This window comes from Chromobacterium subtsugae (assembly GCF_035919665.1).
Lineage (GTDB): Bacteria > Pseudomonadota > Gammaproteobacteria > Burkholderiales > Chromobacteriaceae > Chromobacterium > Chromobacterium subtsugae.
The window spans coordinates 345,050-366,863 of the sequence record NZ_CP142381.1; the positions used below are offsets into that span (position 1 = coordinate 345,050).

General features: G+C 65.0%; 25 protein-coding genes. 4 read left to right on the forward strand and 21 right to left on the reverse strand.

What is annotated here, in order from left to right; all coding sequences use genetic code 11:
- Positions 1 to 101 precede the first annotated feature (101 nt).
- The 19 genes from U6115_RS01685 to U6115_RS01775 form a co-directional block, all read right to left on the reverse strand.
- On the reverse strand, positions 102 to 1,502 hold the full coding sequence (locus tag U6115_RS01685) for a hypothetical protein (protein ID WP_146008397.1): 1,401 nt from the start codon (positions 1,500 to 1,502) through the stop codon (positions 102 to 104).
- A 190-nt stretch (positions 1,503 to 1,692) separates the two neighbouring features.
- Entirely contained in the window at positions 1,693 to 2,271 is a 579-nt protein-coding gene (locus tag U6115_RS01690; RefSeq protein WP_047238777.1) for a tail fiber assembly protein, read from the reverse strand.
- Between the two features lie 11 nt (positions 2,272 to 2,282).
- Positions 2,283 to 3,449, reverse strand: a complete 1,167-nt coding sequence (locus tag U6115_RS01695) for a tail fiber protein (protein WP_052258043.1) — start codon at positions 3,447 to 3,449, stop codon at positions 2,283 to 2,285.
- Positions 3,450 to 3,540: 91 nt separating this feature from the next.
- Positions 3,541 to 4,119, reverse strand: coding sequence for a YmfQ family protein (locus U6115_RS01700; RefSeq protein ID WP_043575048.1), 579 nt, complete (start codon positions 4,117 to 4,119; stop codon positions 3,541 to 3,543).
- A complete protein-coding gene (locus U6115_RS01705) occupies positions 4,116 to 5,204 on the reverse strand; it encodes a baseplate J/gp47 family protein (RefSeq protein WP_043575051.1) in 1,089 nt (362 codons plus the stop codon). Before U6115_RS01705 ends, U6115_RS01700 begins: the two co-directional genes overlap by 4 nt.
- Positions 5,204 to 5,554: a phage GP46 family protein gene (locus tag U6115_RS01710; protein ID WP_043575054.1), complete on the reverse strand. Its 351-nt coding sequence runs from the start codon at positions 5,552 to 5,554 to the stop codon at positions 5,204 to 5,206. Before U6115_RS01710 ends, U6115_RS01705 begins: the two co-directional genes overlap by 1 nt.
- A gap of 60 nt (positions 5,555 to 5,614) precedes the next feature.
- On the reverse strand, positions 5,615 to 6,301 hold the full coding sequence (locus U6115_RS01715; protein WP_043575056.1) for a phage baseplate assembly protein V: 687 nt from the start codon (positions 6,299 to 6,301) through the stop codon (positions 5,615 to 5,617).
- Positions 6,302 to 6,314: 13 nt separating this feature from the next.
- On the reverse strand, positions 6,315 to 7,376 hold the full coding sequence (locus tag U6115_RS01720) for a phage baseplate assembly protein (protein ID WP_043575058.1): 1,062 nt from the start codon (positions 7,374 to 7,376) through the stop codon (positions 6,315 to 6,317).
- Positions 7,360 to 8,664 (reverse strand): DNA circularization protein, encoded by a 1,305-nt coding sequence (locus tag U6115_RS01725; RefSeq protein WP_043575060.1) that lies wholly within the window; start codon positions 8,662 to 8,664, stop codon positions 7,360 to 7,362. The genes U6115_RS01720 and U6115_RS01725 overlap by 17 nt, the downstream gene beginning before the upstream one ends.
- Positions 8,664 to 10,349 carry a hypothetical protein gene (locus tag U6115_RS01730; RefSeq protein WP_146008396.1) on the reverse strand — a complete coding sequence of 562 codons (1,686 nt, stop codon included), beginning with the start codon at positions 10,347 to 10,349 and terminating at the stop codon, positions 8,664 to 8,666. Before U6115_RS01730 ends, U6115_RS01725 begins: the two co-directional genes overlap by 1 nt.
- 111 nt (positions 10,350 to 10,460) lie before the next feature.
- The gene (locus U6115_RS01735; RefSeq protein WP_043575068.1) at positions 10,461 to 10,832 is read right to left on the reverse strand and encodes a hypothetical protein; all 372 of its coding nucleotides are present in this window, start codon (positions 10,830 to 10,832) and stop codon (positions 10,461 to 10,463) included.
- A 68-nt stretch (positions 10,833 to 10,900) separates the two neighbouring features.
- Positions 10,901 to 12,346 carry a phage tail sheath C-terminal domain-containing protein gene (locus U6115_RS01740; protein ID WP_043575071.1) on the reverse strand — a complete coding sequence of 482 codons (1,446 nt, stop codon included), beginning with the start codon at positions 12,344 to 12,346 and terminating at the stop codon, positions 10,901 to 10,903.
- A gap of 75 nt (positions 12,347 to 12,421) precedes the next feature.
- Complete coding sequence (locus tag U6115_RS01745) at positions 12,422 to 13,123, reverse strand: DUF1834 family protein (RefSeq protein ID WP_052258044.1); 702 nt, start codon at positions 13,121 to 13,123, stop codon at positions 12,422 to 12,424.
- A 75-nt stretch (positions 13,124 to 13,198) separates the two neighbouring features.
- Positions 13,199 to 13,414 (reverse strand): hypothetical protein, encoded by a 216-nt coding sequence (locus U6115_RS01750; protein WP_043575072.1) that lies wholly within the window; start codon positions 13,412 to 13,414, stop codon positions 13,199 to 13,201.
- 11 nt (positions 13,415 to 13,425) lie between these two features.
- A complete protein-coding gene (locus U6115_RS01755; protein ID WP_043575075.1) occupies positions 13,426 to 13,623 on the reverse strand; it encodes a TraR/DksA family transcriptional regulator in 198 nt (65 codons plus the stop codon).
- A complete protein-coding gene (locus U6115_RS01760; RefSeq protein WP_052258045.1) occupies positions 13,620 to 14,183 on the reverse strand; it encodes a hypothetical protein in 564 nt (187 codons plus the stop codon). Before U6115_RS01760 ends, U6115_RS01755 begins: the two co-directional genes overlap by 4 nt.
- Positions 14,180 to 14,401 carry a hypothetical protein gene (locus U6115_RS01765; protein ID WP_043575077.1) on the reverse strand — a complete coding sequence of 74 codons (222 nt, stop codon included), beginning with the start codon at positions 14,399 to 14,401 and terminating at the stop codon, positions 14,180 to 14,182. The genes U6115_RS01760 and U6115_RS01765 overlap by 4 nt, the downstream gene beginning before the upstream one ends.
- Positions 14,402 to 14,403: 2 nt before the next feature.
- The gene (locus U6115_RS01770) at positions 14,404 to 14,808 is read right to left on the reverse strand and encodes a M15 family metallopeptidase (protein ID WP_043575079.1); all 405 of its coding nucleotides are present in this window, start codon (positions 14,806 to 14,808) and stop codon (positions 14,404 to 14,406) included.
- Positions 14,809 to 14,834: 26 nt separating this feature from the next.
- Positions 14,835 to 15,254: a Mor transcription activator family protein gene (locus U6115_RS01775; protein ID WP_043575082.1), complete on the reverse strand. Its 420-nt coding sequence runs from the start codon at positions 15,252 to 15,254 to the stop codon at positions 14,835 to 14,837.
- A 332-nt stretch (positions 15,255 to 15,586) separates the two neighbouring features.
- Here U6115_RS01775 and U6115_RS01780 point away from each other — a divergent pair, with 332 nt between their 5' ends.
- Both U6115_RS01780 and gmhA read left to right on the forward strand, forming a co-directional pair.
- Positions 15,587 to 16,339 carry a S24 family peptidase gene (locus tag U6115_RS01780; RefSeq protein WP_065202401.1) on the forward strand — a complete coding sequence of 251 codons (753 nt, stop codon included), beginning with the start codon at positions 15,587 to 15,589 and terminating at the stop codon, positions 16,337 to 16,339.
- A gap of 60 nt (positions 16,340 to 16,399) precedes the next feature.
- Positions 16,400 to 16,984 carry a D-sedoheptulose 7-phosphate isomerase gene (gene gmhA / locus U6115_RS01785; protein ID WP_043575085.1) on the forward strand — a complete coding sequence of 195 codons (585 nt, stop codon included), beginning with the start codon at positions 16,400 to 16,402 and terminating at the stop codon, positions 16,982 to 16,984.
- Positions 16,985 to 17,052: 68 nt separating this feature from the next.
- On the opposite strand, the gene U6115_RS01790 is transcribed toward gmhA, so the two are convergent.
- Both U6115_RS01790 and U6115_RS01795 read right to left on the reverse strand, forming a co-directional pair.
- The gene (locus U6115_RS01790; protein WP_043575087.1) at positions 17,053 to 17,994 is read right to left on the reverse strand and encodes an alpha/beta hydrolase; all 942 of its coding nucleotides are present in this window, start codon (positions 17,992 to 17,994) and stop codon (positions 17,053 to 17,055) included.
- 99 nt (positions 17,995 to 18,093) lie between these two features.
- Positions 18,094 to 18,969 carry an HD domain-containing phosphohydrolase gene (locus U6115_RS01795; RefSeq protein ID WP_043575089.1) on the reverse strand — a complete coding sequence of 292 codons (876 nt, stop codon included), beginning with the start codon at positions 18,967 to 18,969 and terminating at the stop codon, positions 18,094 to 18,096.
- A 241-nt stretch (positions 18,970 to 19,210) separates the two neighbouring features.
- Here U6115_RS01795 and U6115_RS01800 point away from each other — a divergent pair, with 241 nt between their 5' ends.
- Positions 19,211 to 20,563, forward strand: coding sequence for an SGNH/GDSL hydrolase family protein (locus U6115_RS01800; RefSeq protein WP_230623360.1), 1,353 nt, complete (start codon positions 19,211 to 19,213; stop codon positions 20,561 to 20,563).
- Positions 20,564 to 20,675: 112 nt separating this feature from the next.
- Complete coding sequence (locus U6115_RS01805) at positions 20,676 to 21,689, forward strand: class I SAM-dependent rRNA methyltransferase (RefSeq protein WP_043575092.1); 1,014 nt, start codon at positions 20,676 to 20,678, stop codon at positions 21,687 to 21,689.
- Positions 21,690 to 21,814 lie beyond the last annotated feature (125 nt).

Below are 21,814 nucleotides of genomic sequence, written 5' to 3' on the forward strand. Positions count from 1 at the left end.
AGTCGGCAGCGGGGGCCGATGACTGATGTCGTTGATTGTGCGGGACTCCCCGTCCAGCGGGCAGTGGACGGGTTGTCAGTCAGGAAGGGTGGGATAGGTGCTCAAATTTTTGTTACGACGATGCCGTTCCAATTACTGAAGTTCTGATTGGGATCGTACGCCGTGGCAGTCCCTGTCGTATCTGTATTGTAAGCGGCGATCGTTGATGCCATCTCGGCATGGTAGCCCCCTTTGGTGCAGTTGCGCGCCCAGCCATTGCTGACTGTCATGACCGAATTCCAGGTGGCAAAAAAGCCGTGTTCGCAGTTTTCCGCTACGGCCATGTCCGCATTGATGATGCCGCCAAACTCCGCGTAGTAGCCTTTTCCCGAGTTGGTCACCTTGGAGCGCCTGCCCTGAGGCAGCGATGGCCGGGCTTGCGCGCCGCAGCTCCAGCAAACCCCGCCATATTGCGCATACATGCCGATATTGCTTTGATCGACCGCTGTGCCATCGCACCACAGATAGCTGTTCCGCGTTGTCATGTAGCCGATATCGACATTGGAAATGCTGCTGTCGCTAGCCCAGGCCTTCGAGCCTTCCTGGCATTCCAAGCCCATGGGCCGGAATTTGGGAGTATCGACGTTGACGAAGGCTGGAACGACAGTTTCGGCATATCTGCCCAGGCCGATCAGCGTGCTGGACGGCAGCCAGGCATGGGCGCCGCCGCCGACGAGAACCGCACAATTCTTGCAGTTCAGGACGCGTAGCCGCTCGAAGTTGCCGCGCGCATTTTGATCCAGTTCCAGCCCGTTGCCGGCGCCCTCCAGCACGATGGAGCCGGCGTCGGCGTATACCACCGACGCTTCTTCCACCCGCAGGCAGCGATGACTCCAGTGATTGGCGCCGGCCTCGCCGACGATATGAAAGCCGGAGAAGTTGACGCCTTGTACGCGGGAAAAGATCACGCCATGGCTGAGCTTGTTGGCGTCGGGCACGAGGATGATCTTGCATGCCGACGGGTTGGCGACATTGCCCTGGATGCGGATGCGGCTGGCGAACGGTTGGTGGGTTAGCGTGATGCCGCTCGTGGCGTACTGGCCGTCGGCTATCTGGATCAGCACATCGGCCTGCAAAACCTTGCCGATCAGGCTGTCCCAGGCGTCCTGGATGCCGGCGAAGGCTTTGCCGGGGCCAACCTGCAGCGTGGTGTAGCCCTGCACGCCCCAGTCACTGGCTTTCATCGCGTCGGCGATGCCGTAGCCGGCCAGCGTGGTGGGCCTTTGCGCGCCGCCCCAGGCGAGGTTCTGCATCGCTTGCAGCAGCTGGTCCTGGCGAGATGGGTCGGTTTTCTGGCCATTGCTTTTAATGACGGTCAGCAGCTCTTGTTGGGTAGCCTGAATGGCAGACTGGGCGCCGTTGAGCCAGTCGGACGTGACGACGGTGCCGAGTTCGCCGGAGTAAGGGTTGCCGTCGTGGAACAGGCCGTCGGCGCTGTTGATCGGCTTCATGGGCTCTTGCATGTCAGTGTCTCCGAACAGTCAAAGGAAAATCGGCGCTCGGCCGATGACAGATGTCGCTGTCGACGGGTCGGAGGAGATTGTGCTGCAACCGGCCGACGGGGCTTAGCGGACGCCTGTCAGTGCTGACAGGCGGTGGCTAGGTAAAGAAAACCGCGCCAATCGGCGCGGTTGCTTGTGGAGAGGTTTGGACTCAGGCGGGTTGATTGGGCCAGTCGGCATCGGCCAGCCGGGGCCAGCCGGGGTGTTGCGGCAGGCGGGAGAGTGCCACGCAGTAGCGTTTCCAATCCATCAGACGGGCTTGCTCATCCGTTGTGGCCACACCTAGCTCGGAGGCGTCTTCCAGTGGGCGGCGGCTCTGGTAGGCCGCGGCCAGCTTCCGTTGCAATTGCTGTTGCGCAGCGACGGTTTGAGTGGCCAATTGAGTCGCCTCGTCCACGCTCCAGCCATCGCCACGCCAGATAGCGAAGGGCGGCGGCGACAAGGCGGTGGCTTGCAGGCTGTCCGGGGTGTCGCCTATCTGCGCCTGTATCGCTTGAGCGGTTTGCTTGCGCCACAACGGGACGGCGCGCCAGTCGGGCTGCAAGGTCCAGTCGCCGTTCCGGAATACGGGGACCTGATGCTCGTCGGCTGGCGGCGGTTCGGCCTCAGTGGAGCAGGCAGGGAGCAGCCAGACTTCTCCCGGGTCCAGCGGCGACAAATCTGCCTGGCTTGGGCCGAGATATTCGTAGGTCTCTGGATGGTAGCTATAGACGGTTTTTTGTTTATCCATGGCGTGATTCCTCAGTACTTGATGCAGGCGAGCAAAGCGATGTTGCGGGGGCGGGTTTCCGAGCCGATGGTGTCTGGGGGGTTGAGCACGCCGTCAAAGTCGCTGCCGTCATTCGAGTAATACCAGCGGTTGTCGTAGTCATTTGCAACAGAGCCCATTCGGCCGACGTTGTTGGTGCCGCCGAAGGCGGTGGCGTTGACGGCAATGTTCTCTCCCCAGGGAATCACGTGTTTATGAGTCGCGGTTTGTTGTGCTTGTCGATCGCCGACTTTGCGTTTGGGGCTATCAGGATCTGTTTTGCCGATATCGTCCCATCCCCGAATGAATTCGCCGCGCAGATCCGGCAGATTGAAGGTAGTGGAGCCATCGCCGGCGCCGTAAGTGGAGCCGATGGCCGCGAATAGCGCGGCGTATTGGCTGCGGCTGACTGCTGCGCCATTGGCTTTGAGCCAGCCATCTGGCGCGTTGGGCATGGCGAAGTGCAGGACCGCGCCGGCAAACGCCGTTGCCGCCTTCAGTTGTGCCAAGGTCGCGCCATCGACGATGCCGTAATCTGCCATCGTGCTCTGTTGGCCGGATTTCAGCAGCCGGATCCAGGGCTGCCAATTGCCGTTTTCCAGTCTTTGTTCATAGGTGGCGCCGCCCCAGGCCGAGTAAAGCTGGCTGCCCCAGAGCGGAGACAGGAAGTTGGCCAGCAACATGCCGTTGCTTTTCACCGGCGTTCCGTCGACCAGGTTGTTGTCGATGTGATAGAGCCCATTGGGACGCACTGTTTGCAGCGAGCCGGCGGCAAGGGGCTTGGCATAGCCGGACAAGCCGACGGCGTTCAGCGCCTGCCCCACGAGCAGCGGCGTCATCGCCTTGCTGTTATCGCTCCCGGCCTCCGCTTCCGCTTGGCTGGCGATGGCGATGCCATAGCCGGCCAGCGTGGATGGCCGCTGCGCGCCGCCCCAGGCGAGGTTCTGCATCGCTTGCAGCAACTGGTCTTGGCGCGCGGGGTCGGTTTTCTGGCCGCTGTTCTGGATGACGGTCACCAGTTCCTGCTGGGTGGATTGGGTGGCGGATTGCAGGGTGTTGAGCCAGTCGGCCGAGACGATGGTGCCCAGTTCGCCGGTGGCGGGATTGCCATCGTGGAATTTCTGGTCTGGCGAGGGGACAGGCTTGATCGGATCTTGCATGAAGCGCTCCTGGATGAGGGAAGATGGGCTGCCGCCGGAAGCAGCGGCGCGAGGGGGGGGAAACGCGCGCGGGACGAGCGTCGGGAGAGGTTTACGGCTGGTAGGCGAAGTAGACGAAGGTGTGGGCGGGCTTGAGGTCGTTGAACAGCTCTTCCAGCCTGGGGTCGCCGAAAGTGGTGAGGCGCTCGCCGGCCAGCGATTGTCCGGCGCGGAACTGGTAGGGGCGGACCTTGCTGCCGTACACGGTCACCTGCCACACCCAGGGAATGTCGGCGCTCCACAAGGGCTGGCCGGCGCGGTTGACGCCGGCGCGGAACGGCTGCGGCTCGTCGATCCTAATCCGGTAGCCCATGCCGGCGGCCAGCCGGGTGAAGTAAGAGATGGACAGGCCGCCGGTTTCCGCCAGCTTGGCCAGCACCGCCTGCTGGCGCTGCTGGTAGGGCGCGTCGGCGGGCGGCGTCAGCCCGCATACCCGCTCCCAGTCCGGCAGCAGCGTTTCGGCCGCCAGCGGGGTGACGGCGCCGGCCAGCTGGCGGGCGCTGTTCTGCGCCCGGTCCAGCGCCGCGCCCTCGCTGGCCAGTTCGGCCTGCAGCCGCGGACCGTCGGGGCTGTAGCTGGCCGGCGGCAGCAGCCGGGCCAGCAGTTCCTGGTAGGGGGGCTGCGGCATCATGGCATCGCCCTCAGCGTCAATTTGCCCAGCCGCAGCCATTCCACCTTGCCGGCGTCGGAAACCGGCGCGACATTGCCGGCGGGGGCGTTGAGCTGGCGGTCTTGCACGCCGGGCAGATCGGAGATCAGCGCCTCGATCCGGCTTTTGACCAGGCGCTCGCCCGGAGCGAGGCCGGCGAAGTAGGCTTGCAGCGTTTGCTGCAGCTGCGGCGTGAAGACGTCCGGGCTGATGCCGCCCAGATTGAGCGCGAGGTCGATGTCGACCGCGCGCGGGGTCGGCGCCAGCACCAGGCAGCTCTTGGCGGTGACCGGCCGCAGGTCTTCGATATGGGCTTGCACCGCGGCCAGGGTGTCGGCCGACGGCAGGTCGTTGTTGGCGGTGACCACTACGTCGACGGTGCCCAGGCCGCGCCGCAGCGGGTAGACGTAGGCGGCGGTGACGCCCTTCACTTCCAGCGCCCAGCGCCGGTAGTCGTGCTGGTTGCCGCCGGCGGGCGGCCGGCGTATCAATTCCAGCAGCCGCTCCAGCAAGGCCTGGTCGCTTTCCACATCCACCGCGCCGCCCATGCTGAGCAGCAGCGCCTTGCCGGCGACGCCGGGCGGCGCCTGCATCAGGTCCACCTGCAGATTGGCGGGCTGGTTGCCGGCCGGGCCGGGCTGGCTGGCGCGGATGTCGACCGTGGCCTGGCCATTGGCGTCCAGCTGAAAGGCGTAGGGGCCGCCGTCGCCGCCGGTGGCCGGCGTGGCGTACAGCTGGTCGCCCAGCCGCACTTGCAGGCTGCCGTTGACCATGGTGTTGGGGTTGCCGCTCAGCTGCAGCTTGCCGGCGGCCGCGCTGGCTGGTTTGCGCACGATGCCGCGCAGGCGGGCGTGCTGCTCGAGGTATTCGCTGTCGGCGGTGTCGGGGAAGATCTGGCGAGCGATCCAGCTTTGGTGCTGGTACAGGCCTTCGGCCGCGCTGGCCACCGAGCTGGCGCGGACGAAGAAATCGCTGTCCGGCCCGGTGTCGGCGTCGGCGCGCAGGTTTTGCAGGTCGCGCAGCAGCGTGTCGCGGATGCTGGCGAAGTCGGGAGTGGGCAGGGGCATCAGGCTATCCTCACTTGATGTTGGAAATGTCGGGTGCGGCCGCCGGCCTCGGCGACGCGGATCTGGAGTAGAAGCCGGCCCGGGCCTTGCCGGCTGGAGGACACCTCGATCCGGCTGGCGCGGCCGTCCTGGCGCAAGGGTTGCAGCGCCTGTTCGGCGTATTGGCAGGCCAGGAGGTCGACGCGGCCGCTGTCCTTGGCGCGGGACAGCTCATGCAGGCGCGAGCCCAGCGTCGGGTCGGCCCACCAGCCGCCCAGAGGGGTCATCAGGCGCAGGTAGACGGCGTTGGCGAGGGTATCGGTGGAAGTGCCGGCGTAGTCGCCGGTGGCGGGGTCCAGCAGTGGGTCCATGGCTATTTTCCTGGAAACGGGGAGGGGTGGGCAGCGGACGCCGGTCAGTCGCGGCGCCGTTTACTTGGGCGGGCTGGTGGGGCCGTTCGGCGCGTCGTGGATGTGGGAAACCAGGCTCTTGCCGCCGGCGTTCACGTCGCCGCTGGCGTTCATCGCGCCGGACAGTTTGATGTCGCCGCTGAAGCTGGCGCCGCCGCCGCCCTGCACCGCCAGGCCGCCGTTGCCGCTGATCTGGCCCTGGGCGACCAGCTGCTGGCTGGTTTGCAGCGTGGGCGTGGCGAAGGCGGCCTGCTGGTCGGCGTTCACCTGCATGGTTTGGCATTGGAGGGCGATGCTGTCGCTGGCCTTGACCTGCATGGTTTGGCAGTTCAGCACGAAGTGGTCGCAGGTGGCCTCGATGATCTTGCCGCGTTTGAGCACGATCTTGCTGCCTTCGTCGCTATACAGCGCCACTTCTCCCGGCTGCAGCGATTGCAGCCGGTAGCTGCCGTGCTCGGTGGCCAGCACCACGCTGTGGCTGGTGCGGCCACCCAGCGGCAGCACCATCGCCATGCTGCCCGGCGGCGGGTTGGAGGTGTAGCCGTAGTGCTGGAACAGCTCGGCGTCCTGCAGCTGTTCGCCGGCCAGGCCTTCGGCCTGGGCGGTCTGCACCGCGCCCGCGCTGTCCACGTGGGTGAGCGCGGCGCGGAAGCCCTGGCGCACATTGCTGAAGGCGCGGCGGATGCGGTGGTCTACTTCATGCCACATGGGGTGTCTCCTGTCATTGTTTGCCGGCGCGCATCACCGGAATCCAGCATTTGTCTTCTTTCAGCGTCAGCCGGGTGACGCTGCCCTGGCCGCGGCCGCCTTCGAAGGTGCGCGCCATCAGGAAATAGACGCCGTTGATGCCGTGCGGCTCGCTTTCCACCTCGATGCGCTGCCCCGGCGTCCACAGCATGCCGCGGCTGTCGCGGTGGCCGGCCACGGTGGCGGACAGGGTGTAGCCGGCCAGGCGGGAGTCGGCCAGCATCTTGTCGGCGCGCGCCGCCAGCTCCGCCGGGCTGGCGGCGTCCGGCTCCACCTGGATGCGCGGCTTGTGGTAGCAGACGTCGGAATCGAAGCTGTGGTGCTTCATCGCGTGGCGGCCCGGCGTCAGCGCCTGGCCGTGGCCCTGGCCCAGCAGCGTCAATTCGGAGTAGCGCTGCGCGTGCGAGCGGGTTTCGGCCAGGCTGAGCAGATTGTTGCCCTGGCCGTCGCGGCGCAGGATCAGCCGCGCGCCGGCCGGCTGGCTATAGTCCGGGCCGCCCACCACCAGGGTGCCGTCCGGGTCGAACCAGGCGCTCAGGCCGTTGGCCTGGGCGGCGCGGGTGAGCACGTCCCAGGCGCTGTTGCCGGGGTCCACGCTGATTTTTTCCAGCGGCCGGCTGCCTTTGGCGTCCACCCGTATCCGGGCGATGCCCAGCGGCTTCACCACGTTTTCCAGCACGTCGCGCAGCGTCATGTTCTTGGCGGTGAGCAGCGGCGCGCTGCAATCGAGCAGCATGCCGGCGAGGTCGCGGCCGGACAGCGCCAGTTGGTGGCTGCCGGCGGCGACGCTGTGGCTGATGTCGTCCACCCGGCCCATCAGCACGGTTTCCGCGCCCACCTGCACCTGGATCATCGCGCCCGGCTCCACTTCCGGCGGAAAGACGCCGCCGGGCAGGCCCAGCGCCACTTGCCAGCCGTCGGCGGGCACGGCGAGGTCGGAGTCGATCGAATAGTGGGTCCAGTCGCTGTGGCGGCGGCCGGCGATCTGCAGGCTGACGGCGTGGTCCGCCGCGGCGGGTTTAGCGGGCGTAGCCATGGATCACGGTCCCCGGAGTCAGGTGGTTGGGATAGGCCAGCTGCGGGTTGAGCCGCAGCAGCTCGTCGGCGCGGCCGCTGTCGCCGTACCACAGGTGGGCCAGCTGGCGCAGGTTGGCTTCGGCTTCCACCGCGCGTTCGATCAGCGGCGGCTTGGCGGCGATCAGGCCGGCGGCGCCCTGCTGCACCTGCAGGCCCAGCTCGCGCAGGCTGTCCTCCACGCGGTAGGCGGCGTCGGCCGGCATATTGGCGCGCCATTGGTCGATAGCGGTTTGCAGCGAGCCGCGCACGTCGCCGGCGATCTGCTCCAGCGCCGGCGGCGTCAGCGTCGGCCGCTCGGCCTCGCTGCCGAAGATGCCGCTGGCGGCGCTGGCCAGCTTGGTGGCGACGTTCAGCTGCAGCAGCGCGTCTATCCGCTGCTGGTCGCTGCTCCACACGGTGAGGGCGGCGCTGGCGGTGAGCGGCGTGGTGTTCTGGCGTATCCGCTCCGGCAGGCCGTCCAGCCGGCGCCGCAACGCATTCCAGTCGGCCAGGGTGGCGGCGGGCAGGCTGGCGGCGGTTTTCAACGCCGGCAGCGGGCCCAGGTCCAGCGCCAGGTCGAATTTCCAGTCGGCCACCTGGTCCACCAGTCCGTTCACCTCGCTGACGAAGGCTTGCGGATAGGCCAGCAGGTCGTTGACTTGGGCCACCGCCTGGTTGGCCATGTCGGCCAGCGCCTTCACCGTGGCGACCAGCTGCTGGCGCAGCGCGCCCAGCCTGGCCAGCGCGCCCTTGGCGGTGGCGACCAGTTCCTGGGCTTTGGCGTAGGCTTCGCCGGCCATGCCGCGCAGCTCGTCCACCTTGGCGTCGATGGCTTCGCTCTGCTGCAGCGGCTTGTGCTGCGCGAAGAAGGGATTGCCCGGCGTGGCCTCCACCCAGTTGATGTCCACGGCGCAGGAGTCGGGCGCGTCGGCATCGTGGCTGATCTGGTAGTCCAGCACCTGGGCCTGCGGCATGCTGCCGAACACCGGGTGCACCAGCTCGCCCGGGCCGGCGGCGTCCAGTGCGGCGACGAATTCGCGCAGCCGGTCCTGATAGCCCTCGCCCCAGAACATCGCGTTGAGCGTCACCTTGTGCGCCTTGCGGCCCAGATCCTCGACATCGGCCCCGTCCTTGTACGGGTATTCGTGCATCGCCTGGTCGCGCTGGGCGCTGTCCTGGCTTTTCAGGCAATCGAAGCGCACGCCGCGGAAGCTGGCGTCCACCAGGGAGCCGGCGGCCGTGCCGGCGGACAGATTGAGGCTGAACATCAGCTCCTCCTTTGTTGTTGGCTGTTGGCGGCGTTGACGGCGGCGATGATGTTGCCGTGCTGGACGTCGACGACGACGCGTATGGGTTGAGTGAGTTGTGCAAGCGCTGAGCTGAGCTGGGCGATTAGAGCGGCAAGCTGAGAGTCTGAATTGCCGCCGGTTGATGGCGCCGGGATTTGTGTTTTATCGGTCTGGCCGTGGGGCGATAGCGTGGTGTCTTGCGCCGGTGTTTTCGTCTTATCGGGCATCTCATCGGCAACGGTTGAGAGCTGCCCTGAGGCATGTGTTTTGACTACCTGTTCTTCGGTTGCCGCCGCTACGTTTGGGTTCGGATCTTTTTCGATGGCATTCGGCTCTGTGGCTGAATTGGTTGCAGGGGAAATCGAGTTGGCAATTCCCTTCTGCACAGGGGATTGCTGCTCGTTCAAGCCTAGAGCTGTATTTTTCTGCGGTGTTCTCTTTTGTATGTTTGGTGCTGAATTTGTTTTTTCTTTTTTATTGTCCGCGCTATTGGGTGTATTTTTGGGCTTTGCGCTGATTTTGTGGGGTTTTGGCGAGGGCGGTGAGTTTTTATCGGAAGGTAATGTGCTGCTTTTGGTTGTTTTCCCTCCTTCGGTGATGGCAGTCTCTGTTCCTAAATGGCGGCCGGTTTCTTTGTCATAATAATCCGCCGAGCTTATCGATTTTCCTTGAGTGTCAACGGTATTTACACCAATCAATTGGTTTTTCTTTTTGTCTTCTACCCATATTTGACTGGCATGGACTCCTTTGCCGTCAGTGGTATATTGCTTGTTGAATTCTTTTCCATCGGGAGCGAGGCCCATTTTTATATTTTTCCTTCTGTCCTCTTGATTTTTTTTATTCTGTTCTTTTATTCTTCTATCGATATACCCAGTTTTCTCAGCATATTCCTGAGTTAGCTCGTCTGTGAGTTTTTCATCTTTTACCGGCTTGTATTTTTTCTCATTGCTTGATGCTAGCGAACCAACGCTGCGACTTTGCGTAGCCTCTTGAGGGGTGGCGTCATACCATTGATAGTTTTCACCATGCTTGGCAAGGAAGTACTTTCCACCATCTTTTTTTTCTATTGTTGGGGGCACGTCATCATTTGAAACGACATAGTTGAGTTGTTCCCTGGCGATCCGCTCCGCAATATCACCCATTTTTTGAGAGCCATACATGGCCCCATAGGTGCCTCCTGCGATTCCTCCTGCAACCGTTCCCTCCGGACCAATCAAGGATCCGCCTGCTGCTCCTAGTTTTCCACCAATTTCTCCACCTATCTTATCGCCAGCATATTCGCCAATAATTCTGGAGAGTTGGACTATAGCTTCATCATCGTTTCCAGCGATAACATGCTGGAGTACTTTGGTTGCATTATCAATATTCCCAAGTAGTTTCAGTCTGTCTTTTCCTGCTTTTGCCAAGGCGCCTGGTGCGGATAGCTCCCCATGTTCTTTGGTAATTGCATCTAGGAATCCCTCCAGTATCGATTTGGAATCTGATACTTGCTGATTAGAAAAAATACTCTTAGTTTCAGGAGGGGATGGATCGGAAGTTTCTTGTGAGAATAACGCCTCCGCTATTTTTTGAGAGGATGTTTTGTCGGTAGATAATCTCTTGTCTTTTCCTCTGGAGTAGGTATTTTTAAAGCTTGCCTTTTGTGGTTTTTTTTCAATTGGCATATGTGAAATTCCTTATGATTAAGTTGATAGAAACCACAGCGGGCAATTCCTCTGCAATTAATTAAAAAAAGATAAAAAATAGCTGGCCATCAAACGATGGCCAGCTACGACTTATTCGACCACCTTCCGCAGCGACATCAGCTTGATATCGCGGCGCGCTTCGCTTTCCACGCCGTATTTCTCGCCGACTTCCATCGCGAAGCAGTCGAGGTAGCTGGTGCGTTTGCCGCCGGCCAGCGGGAATTCGGTCAGCTTGGCGCCTTCGATCGCTTCCCAGTCCAGATCGCCGGTCAGGGGGATGGACACGGTGATGGACAGGTCGTACTCGGTGACGCCGCGCGAGAAGCCCTTGGCGCGGCCGCTGGAGTTCATCGTCTTCACCAGCTTGCGGCCGGTCTTGCTGCTGACGTTGAGGTCGATGACGTCGATTTCCTGGCCGTTCACTTCCAGGACGATGGAGCCTGCGTATTCTTTCAAAGCCATGGGATATTCCTTTTCGATGCGGGGAGGGAGCCGGCCGGATGGCCCGGCCGGCGGAGGGTGGGAGAGGCTTACAGCAGCAGGTCGATGCGGCCGGCGAACACGTGCAGGCCGTTGACCACGTCAACCGGGATCTTGGCGTCCAGGCGGTTGGCGTCCTGCAGGTCGCGCTCGACGATCAGGCCGTCCTTGTTGGCGTCAACCTGTTCGATGATTTCCAGCTCTTCCAGCTTGTACAGCACGTCCAGCAGTTCGGAGCGCACCTTGGACGGCGTGCGGTCGGACAGCTTTTCACGCGGGAAGCGCAGCGCGATGCGCTCGCGGCAGGCGCGGCGGACGTAGTCCAGCGTGCGGATGGTGGTGATGTCCAGCAGCGACACGTCGTCCACGCCTTGCGCGTCCTTGGTGTAGGTGCTGATGGCGCGGACGATCTGCACGCGGTTGCCGGCGGCCACTTCCAGCGGGGTGACGCCGCTGTACAGCGCGCTTTCCTGCTCGGTGCGGCTGGTGCGGGACGCCAGGTCCACCACGTCCAGGCCTTTCAGCTCCAGCGTGTTGAGCGGACGGGCCGGATCTTCCTCGCTGGCCAGCACCGCGGCGTAAGCGGCGGCGATGTCGCCCGGCAGCTTGGCCGAGCCGCGATACCAGGCGGCGGTGATGCGGCCGCTGTCCAGCTTGGCGGACAGGGCTGCCGCGTCGGCCAGCGCGCCGACGGTGGCGATCACGCCGATGGCGCCGCGCTGTTCCAGCGGGCCGGAGACGAAGTCGAGGTGGGCGCGCAGCGCGGCGAGGGCGGCGTCGGTGTTGAACGGATTGACCACGATCTGGTGGCCGCCGCTGACCACCGCGGCCAGCGCCGGGGCGATGTCCGGGTCGCCGGCGCCGCCCTTCATCGGCGCGATGGCCACGGTCAGGCCGGCGATCTGTTCCTGCGCCTTCAGCACGATGCCGTTGCCGATGCCGCCCTTGTGGCGGGCGGTGAGGGTCAGCACTTCCTTGGCGGCGGCGGCGCTTACCGGCAGGTCGGTCAGCTTGGCGATGGCGGCCTGGGCGTTGGCGGCGATCTTGGTGGCGTCGTCGCCGGCGGCGACGGCCACGTCGACGCGCACGGCGCCGATATAGAGGCTCATCACGCCGGCGGCGGCGGCCGGGCCGCTGAAGGTGAAGGAGCCGGCTGCCGGCACGCCGGCGGCGGCGTCGTCAACCGCGATCACGGTGAGTTGCAGATAGGGATTGGCGTTGATCGCGGCGCGGGCCATCAGGTGGGCGTAAGAACCGCGGCCGAAGGCCTGGGCGGCTTGTTCGTCGTTGAACACGTCCAGCGCCGACAGCGCCGGCTGGGTGGCGTTCTTGCCCGGATTGGCCGGATCGTCGGCCAGGCGCTGGCCGATCAGCAGCACGCGCTGCGGATTGCCCGGCAGGGTGCGTACCGCCAGCTTGGTGTTGAACTCGAAGTATTTGCCCGGTTTGCGGATGGATGCCGGAATTTGGTCGAAGCTGATGTTGGGGCTGGCCATGAGAGTGGGACTCCTGATGCTGCGGTTGGGTGAGAGTGCCGCGCCGGACGGCGCGGCGACGGGGAAACTGGGTGCTTACGGAGCCGGCTTGGGAGCGGGCTGGATGAGGGTGTCCTGGGCCTTGAGGGTGGGATTGCCGGCCAGGCTGTAGTTGAGCTGGGTGCTTTGCCAATCCTTGGCCGGGTCTTCCAGGCGGCCGCCGAAGGCGCGGAACAGCGCGTCCGGATCGGCGTCGCCTTGCGGCGCCGGCCAGCGGCCATTGTCCAGCGCCTCGTCGAGCCAGTAGGTGGAGAAGTCGCAGGCCACCAGGCTCCAGGGCTGGCCGTCGCGCGGGGTCTGGCCCAGCGGGCGGACTTTTTCCGGCGTCAGCGGCTGGATGGCCAGGCCGAAATCCTGCGAGGCCAACAGGCGGCGCACCGCGTAGACCAGTTGCCAGACGCCGGCGCCGGCGTAGCCGGCATCGGCTTGCAGGCGGTCGCCGACGATGACGGTGAACTGGGCGTTGGCCTTGTAGCGTTGGCGCTGGCTGGCTTGCGGCGGACTGGAGGCGATGCCGCCGGCCACGGTCCACAGCGCCGGCAGCCTGGCCAGCGCCTGCGGATTGATGACCGGGCTGGCCTGGCCGGGGGTGAGGCGGCTGGCGTAGTCGCCGTGGGCCAGCTGCAGGCCGCACAGCGCGGTTTCGTCGAGGTCGGCCGCCACTTCGCGCACCATGCGGCCCAGGCCCTGGCGCAGGCGGTCGGCGATGGCGGTTTGCACGGAGATCAGCATGGACATGGAGCTTCCTTGAAAGGACGGAGAGGATGAGAGGGATTGTGAGGCGGGGCGGCGCCGGGGCTTAGCTGAGCGTTGTCAGTGCAGCGCGCGCTTGAGGAGTTCGCCGGCCAGGGTGACCAGCAGCGCCGACAGGGCGCCGGACAGCGCGCCGCTTTTGGCGGCCTGGACTTCCACGTCGCGCAGGCGGCCGTCCAGTTCTTCCAGTTTTTTGTCTTGTTTGGCGAGGTGGGCGACGATCATGTCCAGCTTGCCTTCGATGCGGCCCAGGGCCAGCAGGTTGTCGTGTTCCACGTGAAACCTCCTCAGCGTTCCGCCAGTTGCTGGCAGATCACGCAGCGGGTGCAGCTGGGCAGCGCGACGCGGCGGGCTTGCGGGATCGGATCGCCGCAGTCCTCGCAGTGGCTGTAGCCGCCGTGTTGCAGTTGCTGGAAATGGCGGGCGAGCGCTTGTTCGCGGAATTCAGTTTCCAGCTCGCTGGCGCGGTCGAAGAAGTCGGTCATGGCGTGGGCTCCTGTGGGGCGTAAAGTTGTTTCAGGGAGGCAAGGCGCTGTTCCAGTTGCTGGCACCAGGCGCCGTAGTCGGCGGCATGGGCGAGGAGGTCGGGCGCCGGTAGCCCGCTGCCGGCGCCGGCGGCTTGGCCGGCATCTCCAGCAGGTAGGGGCTGGGCGCCGGGCAGCTCGGCGGGATAGCCGAGGAGCTGGCGGTAGAGGCGCAGGCCGTCAGGGCCAAGGCCGGTAAAAGCGGAACCATCGTGGCGAGTGACATCGTCTATCCTTTGCGCTTGTTGGCGTTGCTGCGCTTGCCGCGCCTGTTGCTGCCGCAGCAGGCTGTCTTCCAACTGATCGATGCGCTGGCGCCATTGCTGCTGTTGCATCAGCGCCGCTTGCTGCCGCTGTTCGGCGGCGCGGCTGTCGTCGGCTTGCAGTTGGGAAACGCTGGCTTGCAGCCGGGCCTGCCAATATTGGCCGCTGCGCTGGCTGCCCAGCGCGTAGCCGCCGGCGCCGGCGGCCAGCGGCAAGAGCAGACAGGCGCCCAGCCGCAGGGCGGCGGCGGGCATCATGCCGGGCTCCGGCCGCGATAGGCGGAGATCAGCCGCAGCGAGGCGGAGTAGCCGCCCACCACGCCCAGATAGATCAGCCACAGATCGGGCGTGAGGGTGCCGCGCCAGCCGTCGACGACGAACATCGCGGTGGCGGCGGCGCAGGCCACGTTGGCCCAAAGCCGGCTATGGCTGAGACGGCGGCTGTGCGGGCCGCGGACCAGGTCGGAAAGGCGCATGCTCATGTCTCCTGCTTGAGTTGGAAATGGGGATACTCGCGAAACGGCGCGTCGGCGGCGCCGTACCAGCGCAAGCCCAGCGCCAGGCCGATCTGGCCCATGACTTGCCAGTGAGGGTGGTCGGCGTCCCATACCGGCTTGCCGGCCTGCAGCGGCACCACGTCGAAGGCGAGGGCGGCCGGGCTGCCGTGCAGCATGGCGTTGTGGGCGGACTGGCCGGCGCGGGCGCGGGTGACGATGGGGCCGGGCTTGCTGCGGCCTTGCTGGTACAGGGCGTCCTGTTCGGCCGGGGAGCGCCAGGTGCAGGTGAGCAGCGGGTCGACTCCCTGGTCGCGGCAGCGGCGCAGAAAGGCTTCGGCCAGCGGTTGCAGTTGCGGGTGCAGATCGGAAATGGCGCGGCTGGCCATGCGGGGACTCCTTTGCCGGTGGATAATCAGTGCACCTCGTGCGGGGCCGGCGGGGTTTTCAGTACGCGCCAGATCATGCGGTCGCTGAGGCGGTAGCGCATCGCCAGCAGGCCGACGGCTTCGTTGGCGCCCAGGCCGTCGATCAGCAGCGCGTCGAAGTCGCGGATCAGCTGTTGGTTGCGCGCCTGGCGCAGGGCCTGGCTGCAGCGCGGGATGTAGAGGATGTCGCCGCCGAAGTGGCGGGTCAGCAGTTCCGCGGCGTCCTGGCCGATCACGTCCACCAGCGCGGCGAAGCGCAACTGGCCGGCGCGGCTCTGGTTCTTGGAAAACGGCAGGGTGGTGCCGCCCAGCGCCTGCACCAATTGCAGGGTGCGCGGCATGCCTATCAGCTGGGCGACCAGTTGCATGGTGGCGGGAAGAGCGGGAAAGTGCGCAGTAGCGTTCATCGCGGATACTCCTTGGGTCCCAAATGGCCTTGGCAGACATGAAGTTCTAAAAGAGTTATAATTCGAGCAGAGGCCGGCATGCGCTGCGTCCCTCCGGTTGTAGAATCTGTTTTGGAACCGTAGTAATCACCCTGTCCATCATGGTTCTAAATAAAGACTTTATTAAATTTGTGTAACTTGTTATGCAGTATGGTTGCCATTTTAAGCTGTATTTTAGAACTGAGCAAGCGATGGAATGTCACTATCGGTGTCAGTCGCAGTCGACGGGGTGTTCATGAAATAGTACTCTGACGGATGGCTTTGGCCATGATCGAGTTCTGATGGAGTTCTATATGGAAAATTCCTTGCAGCAGCCCGACTTCCGGCAACGGCTGGAACTGCTGATCGGTGCGGAAAAGCCTTATGCCTGGGCGGCCCGCATGGGCATCAACAAGGGTTCGTTCACCAATATGTGGTACAAGGGCGGCGTGCCGCGGCTGGCCACGGCGCAGAAGATCGCCAGCAGCAGCGGCTGCCGGCTGGAGTGGCTGCTCCATGGCGAGGAGCCGGCCCAGGCCGATGCCGCTGCCGGCGCGGCGGCGGAAGAGATCGCGGTCGAGGCCGCGCGTTTGGAACCGATGCGCGGGTCGGAGGACGAGCATTTCGTTCCGGACGGCGTGCGCGAGGAGTTCTGTTTCATCCCGCGTTATAACCTGAGGGCGTCGGCCGGCTTTGGAACCGCCGCCTGCGACGAACAGCCGCTGTTCTATATGGCGTTTCGCCGCTATTGGGTGAAAAACCACCTGAACGCCTCGCCGCGCGACCTGGCGGTGATCAGCGTCAAGGGCGACAGCATGAGCGGCGTGCTGGAAGACCGCGACACCATCCTGATCAACACCGCGGAGCGGCATCCCGGCGAAGGCCTGTTCGTGATCCGCATCGGCGAGGACATCTTCGTCAAGCAGCTGCAGCGGCTGCCGGGCGGCGCGGTGCAGGTGAAGAGCGCCAATCCGCTGTATGAAACCTTTACCGTGGACCTGGCGCGCGCCGCCGGGGAATTCGAGGTCATCGGCCGGGTGGTGTGGTTCGGCAGGCAGATCGCCTGAGCGCCGCCTCCCGGCGCGATGAAGTAAACTGACAAGCTGATACTGGAGACCGCAACCGCTATGAAATCACATATCCACGCCAGCCTCAGCGAGGCCAAGTCGGCGCTCGACAACCTGCTGGACAATGCCGAGGCGTTGGCCGGCATCGAGGCCGCGGGCGCGGCCATCATCGCCGCGCTGGAAGCGGGCGGCCGGGTGTTTTCCTGCGGCAACGGCGGCTCGATGTGCGACGCGATGCACTTCGCCGAGGAACTGACCGGCCGCTACCGCAATAACCGCCGCGGCATGGCCGCCATCGCCATCAGCGACCCCAGCCACATCAGCTGCGTGGGCAACGACTACGGTTACGACGAGATCTTCGCCCGCTACCTGGAAAGCCACGCCCGCGCCGGCGACGTGCTGCTGGGGCTGAGCACCAGCGGCAACAGCCGCAACATCGTCCGCGCCGCCGAAACCGCGCGCGAATTGGGGGTCAAGGTGATCATCCTCACCGGCCGCGCCGGCACCAAGCTGGAGCCGCTGGCCGACGTTTACGTCAACACCCCCGGCGGCCAATACGCCGACCGGGTGCAGGAGCTGCACATCAAGGTGCTGCACATCCTGATCGAGCTGACCGAGCGCCACTTCTTCCCGGAAAACTATTGAGGCGATGATGCCCGCCGCCGCGCGGCGCGTCGAAGCTGACCCGCTTCAGCGCCGCCGGGGCGGGTGTGTCATTCGGCGTTGAGAAAGGCGCCGATGCGGCGGTACACCAGCTGGCACACCTCCGGCACCAGCGCCTCCATGTTGAGAAAGGCGTGCATCTGGTCGTCCAGGTGCAGCTGCTCGACCTGGGCCCCGGCGGCTTTCAGCTGGTTGCCGTATTGCAGGCCCTGGTCGCGCAGCGGGTCGCGTCCGGCGGTGATCAGCAGCGTGGCGGGCGGATTCGGCGCGGCTGGCCAATACAGCGGCGAGGCTTGGCGGCGATCCTCGTCATGCTGGAAGTACTGGTCGAAATACCATTCGGTGCGATTGGCGGTGAGAAAATAGCCGTCGCCGTTCTCGGCCACCGATGGCTGGGCCAGCGTGTAATCGACGCAAGGGTAGATCAACACCTGGCGGGCGATGCCCGGCTCGGCGCCGTCAGCCGCAGCCTTGCCGCTCAGGCTGGCGCATAGCGCGCCGCCGGCCGAATCGCCGGCCAGCGCCAGCTGCCTGCGATAGGGCAGCCGGCGTTCATCCAGCACATCCCACACGCCCTTCACCACGCTGGCGGCGTCGTTCAGGCCGGCCGGGTAGGGGTTTTCCGGCGCCAGCCGGTATTCGGCCGCCACCACGATATGGCGGCTGGCGGCCGCCAACCGGCGGCAGATCGGATCGTAGACGCTGACGCTGCCGGCCATGTGGCCGCCGCCGTGCAGGAAAACCAGCACCGGCAGCGGCCGGCGCGGTTCCGGGTGGTAGATGCGCACCGGCACGCGGTATTCGCCGCCCGGGGCCAGATCGTCGTTGACCCAGGCGACGGCGGGGCCGGCGGCGACTTGCTGGCGGGTCAATTCGGCCAGCGCTTCGCGCGCGCCGATGGCGGTGGCCTTGTAGCCCGCGTCCGCCTTCTGCTTGAGGGCGAGGTTGTATTCGGCCAGCCAGGGCTGCAGATTGGGGTGGAGGGGGTGCATGGTCGGCTCCTGCGCGCGGTCGCGTGGCGCGAGATATCCTCAATCTATACCACTGACATTTAAACGGCAATTTTGATGACCTGTTTCCAGGTCACGGGGTCAACCGAACAACAAGTCCAGCAAGCCGGGCTTGCTGCGGGCGCGCAATGGGCCGCTGCCCTGCAGCAGGCTGTCTATCAGGCCGCTGTCGGCGCGCGGCTGCCGGGCCTTGACCGGGTCGCGGTTGCCCGACGGGGCGAGCGATAGCTGGCCGTTGCCGCGGCGCAGCCGGTAGCCGCCGGCGCAGCTGGGACAGAAGATCTCGTCGCCATCGGCCGCGCTGCCGGGCACCGCGATGATGGGGCCGCAGGCCAGGCAGCTCTGCATCGGAATGCCCGGCTCGCTGTGGCCCAGCACCCCGTCCAGCCGGCCGCTGCGCCCCAGCTGGATGAAGCGGCTGCCCAATTCCTGGTCGAACTGGCGGCCCAGGTTTTCTTCCAGGATGGCCAGCGCTTTTGGCAGCGGCATGCCCTGGCGGTAGGGGCGGGTGCTGGTCATCGCGTCGAAGGCGTCGGTGATGCCTACGATGCGCGCCACCAGCGGGATGGCCTTGCCGGCCAGCCGCTGCGGGTAGCCGTTGCCGTCGGGGGTTTCGTGGTGGCATAGCACCGCGTCCATCACCAGTTCGGCCAACGGGTGGTCGCGCAGCAGATCGGCGCCGACGCGCGGATGGGTCTTGATCACCTCGTATTCCTCGTCGCTGAGCCGGTCCGGCTTGTTCAGCACCGCGTCCGGCACGCCTATCTTGCCCAGGTCGTGCAGGAAACCGCCCAGCGCGATGCGCTCCACTTCCGGCTGCGGCAGATGCAGGTCTTCGGCCAGCAGATGGCTGTAGCGCGACACGCGCCACAGGTGGCCGCCGGTGTAGGCGTCGCGGGCTTCGACCAGCATGGCCATCGTATACAGGGTTTTCAGCAGTTCGCGGCTGGCTTGCATGGCGTCCTCACTAGCGGGTGGCGGGCAGTTTCAATATGGCATACGGGGGTAAAACGCGCGGCGGCGGCATCCGCGTGCTGCGCTGGCGATAAGGCGACAATAAATCGAGCGTTTAATCTAATTTTTACCGCAACGTCATGATTCGCCATATACAAAATTCATATTCTCTTCTTAATGTAGCTGCTGCGTGTCATTAGTCGGACGCGCGGCCGTTCCATTACACCTACACGGAGGAGAACGCATGAAATCGTGGTTGCTGCTGGGTTTGACCCTGTCTTCGCTGGCTGTCGCCGGCAATGAACCTGTTCAGCCGGATGCCCGCTACGGCCGCATCCTGTCGCCGTCCGGCCCGCTCAGCCGCGCCGAGCTGCTCAAGCAAGGCCTGCCCAAGGCCAAGCCGGCGGCCGCTCGCCTCAGCGCCGCCGCGGTGCCCGGTCCGGCCACCTACACCTATCTGCGCTGCTACTACCGCACCGGCGCCGGCAATACCCAGCCGACCACCGACTACGTCTGGGCGCTGGATCCCTCCAGCGGCGATTACTACCGGCTGAACGGCCACTGGTGGTCCAGCAGCATCCTGGACTGGAAGAACATGTTCTACAGCGACGCGACGCAGGACGCGCTGCGTTCGGTCTGCCAGGGCACGCTGGCCAAGAAGGGCATCAACCAGGCGCCGGCGATGGTGTTCGCCGCCGACAACGCCATGTCCTTCAACTACACGGTGTGGAGCAATGACCAGGCCGGGCAGGGCAGCCGCATCAACAAGATCATCGCCTTCGGCGATAGCCTGTCCGACAACCAGAACGTCTATAACGCCTCGCAGTGGACGCTGCCCAACCGCAACAGCTGGTTCATCGGCCACTTCAGCAACGGCCCGGTGTGGGTGGAGTACCTGGCGTCGCGGCTGCAGCTGCCGCTGTACAACTGGGCGATAGGCGGCGCGGGCGTGACCACGCAGAAGCTGGTGATTCCGGGCGTGGTGCAGCAGGTGCAGTCCTGGCAGCAGTACATGCAGCAGGCGCCCAACTACAATCCGGCCACCACGCTGTTCACCATGTGGATAGGCGGCAACGATCTGGTCAACTACGGCAGCACGCCGGACAAGGTGATCGCCGGCCAGCAGCAGGCGCTGACGAATCTGATCGGCTCCGGCGCCCGCAACATCCTGCTGCTGAAGCTGCCCGACGTGTCGCGCGCGCCGGTGTTCCAGCTGAAGAGCGGCGGCGCCACGGTGGCGGCGCAGGTGCTGGACTACAACCAGAAGCTGGACGCGCTGGCCGTTTCGCTGCGCCAGCAGTACGGCGTCAATATCCAGGTGTTCGACAGCTACGCGCTGTTCGGCGATCTGCTGACCAATCCGGCCAAGTACCAGGTGAGCAACACCACCCAGTCCTGCCTCAACATCAACACCGATTCGTCGCTGAACTACATGCAAAGCCAGTCGCCGCGCGCCAACTGCGGCAATGCCGACACCTTCGTGTTTTGGGACACGCTGCATCCGACCACCCATACCCATCTGCTGCTGGGCAATGCGGTGGCCGACTTCCTGAACGCGTCCGGCAGCGCCTTCCCGGCGCTGAAGACGCTGCGCTAAGGGCATGAAGCGGGCGGCGCGCTTGGTGCGCCGCCCGCCAGGGCTTACAATCCGGGTTTTACCGGCCGCGGCGCATGCCGCGGCCCGGCCTGGAACCGAACCGAAAGTCCCCATGTCCACCCTGACCGAACTCCTCAGCCGCGCCGCCGCGGCGCGCGCCGAATTGATAGAGCGCCTGGCCGCCGAAGACACCAACTGCTACCGGCTGTTCCACGGCAGCGTGGAAGGCGCGTCCGGCCTGACCGTAGACCGCTACGGCGAGCAGATCCTGGTGCAGAGCTTCCACCAGCCGCTGAGCGAGGAAGAGCTGGCCGAGATCCGCGCTTACTACCGGCAAACGCTGCCGGAGCTGGCGCTGGTCTACAACGACCGCAGCGAATCCCATTCCCGCATCCGCAACGCGCTGCCGCTGGCCGAACAGGCGGTGGCCGAACAGGACGTCGCCATCCGCGAGAACGGCGTGGCCTTCCATTACCAGGCGCGCCACAAGGGCCAGGACCCCTGGCTATTCCTCGACCTGCGCGCCGCGCGCCGCCGCGTGATGCAGCTGGCTGAAGGCAAGAGCGTGCTCAACCTGTTCTCCTACACCTGCGGCGTCGGCGTGGCGGCGGCCAAGGCCGGCGCCAGCTTCGTGCTGAACGTCGATTTCGCCGAATCCAGCCTCAGCGTCGGCCGCGCCAACGCCAAGCTGAACCTGCTGGCCACCCGGCCGCGCTGCCTGCACAGCGACGTGTTCGCCGCGCTGCGCCAGCTGTCGGGCCTGGGCCAGGCGGAGCGGGTGCGCGGCAAGAAGATGCCGCCCTTCCCCAAGCTGGAGGCGCGCCAGTTCGACCTGGTGTTCCTCGACCCGCCGCGCTACTCCAAGAGCCCGTTCGGCGTGGTGGACCTGGTCAACGACTATCAGGCGCTGTTCAAGCCCGCCTTGCTGGCCACCGCGGCCGGCGGCGCGCTGATTTGTTGCAATAATGTTGCAGAAGTGAATGGCGAAACCTGGCTGGAAGCCTTGAAGCGCAGCGCGGCGAAAGCCGGCCGCGAGGTGCGTGCGGCGGAGTGGATCGCTCCCGACGCCGACTTTCCCAGCGCCGACGGCAAACCCCCGCTGAAGATAGTCCTGCTGCACGTTTGAGACGCATTCTCATTTGTTGCGAGCTGAAAAAGCCGCCCTATGCCAGGGCGGCTTTTTCTCGGTTTGATCCAGGACAATTTGCGATTAAATCAGTTAATTTGTTTAAAATTAACGTTTTATTTTAA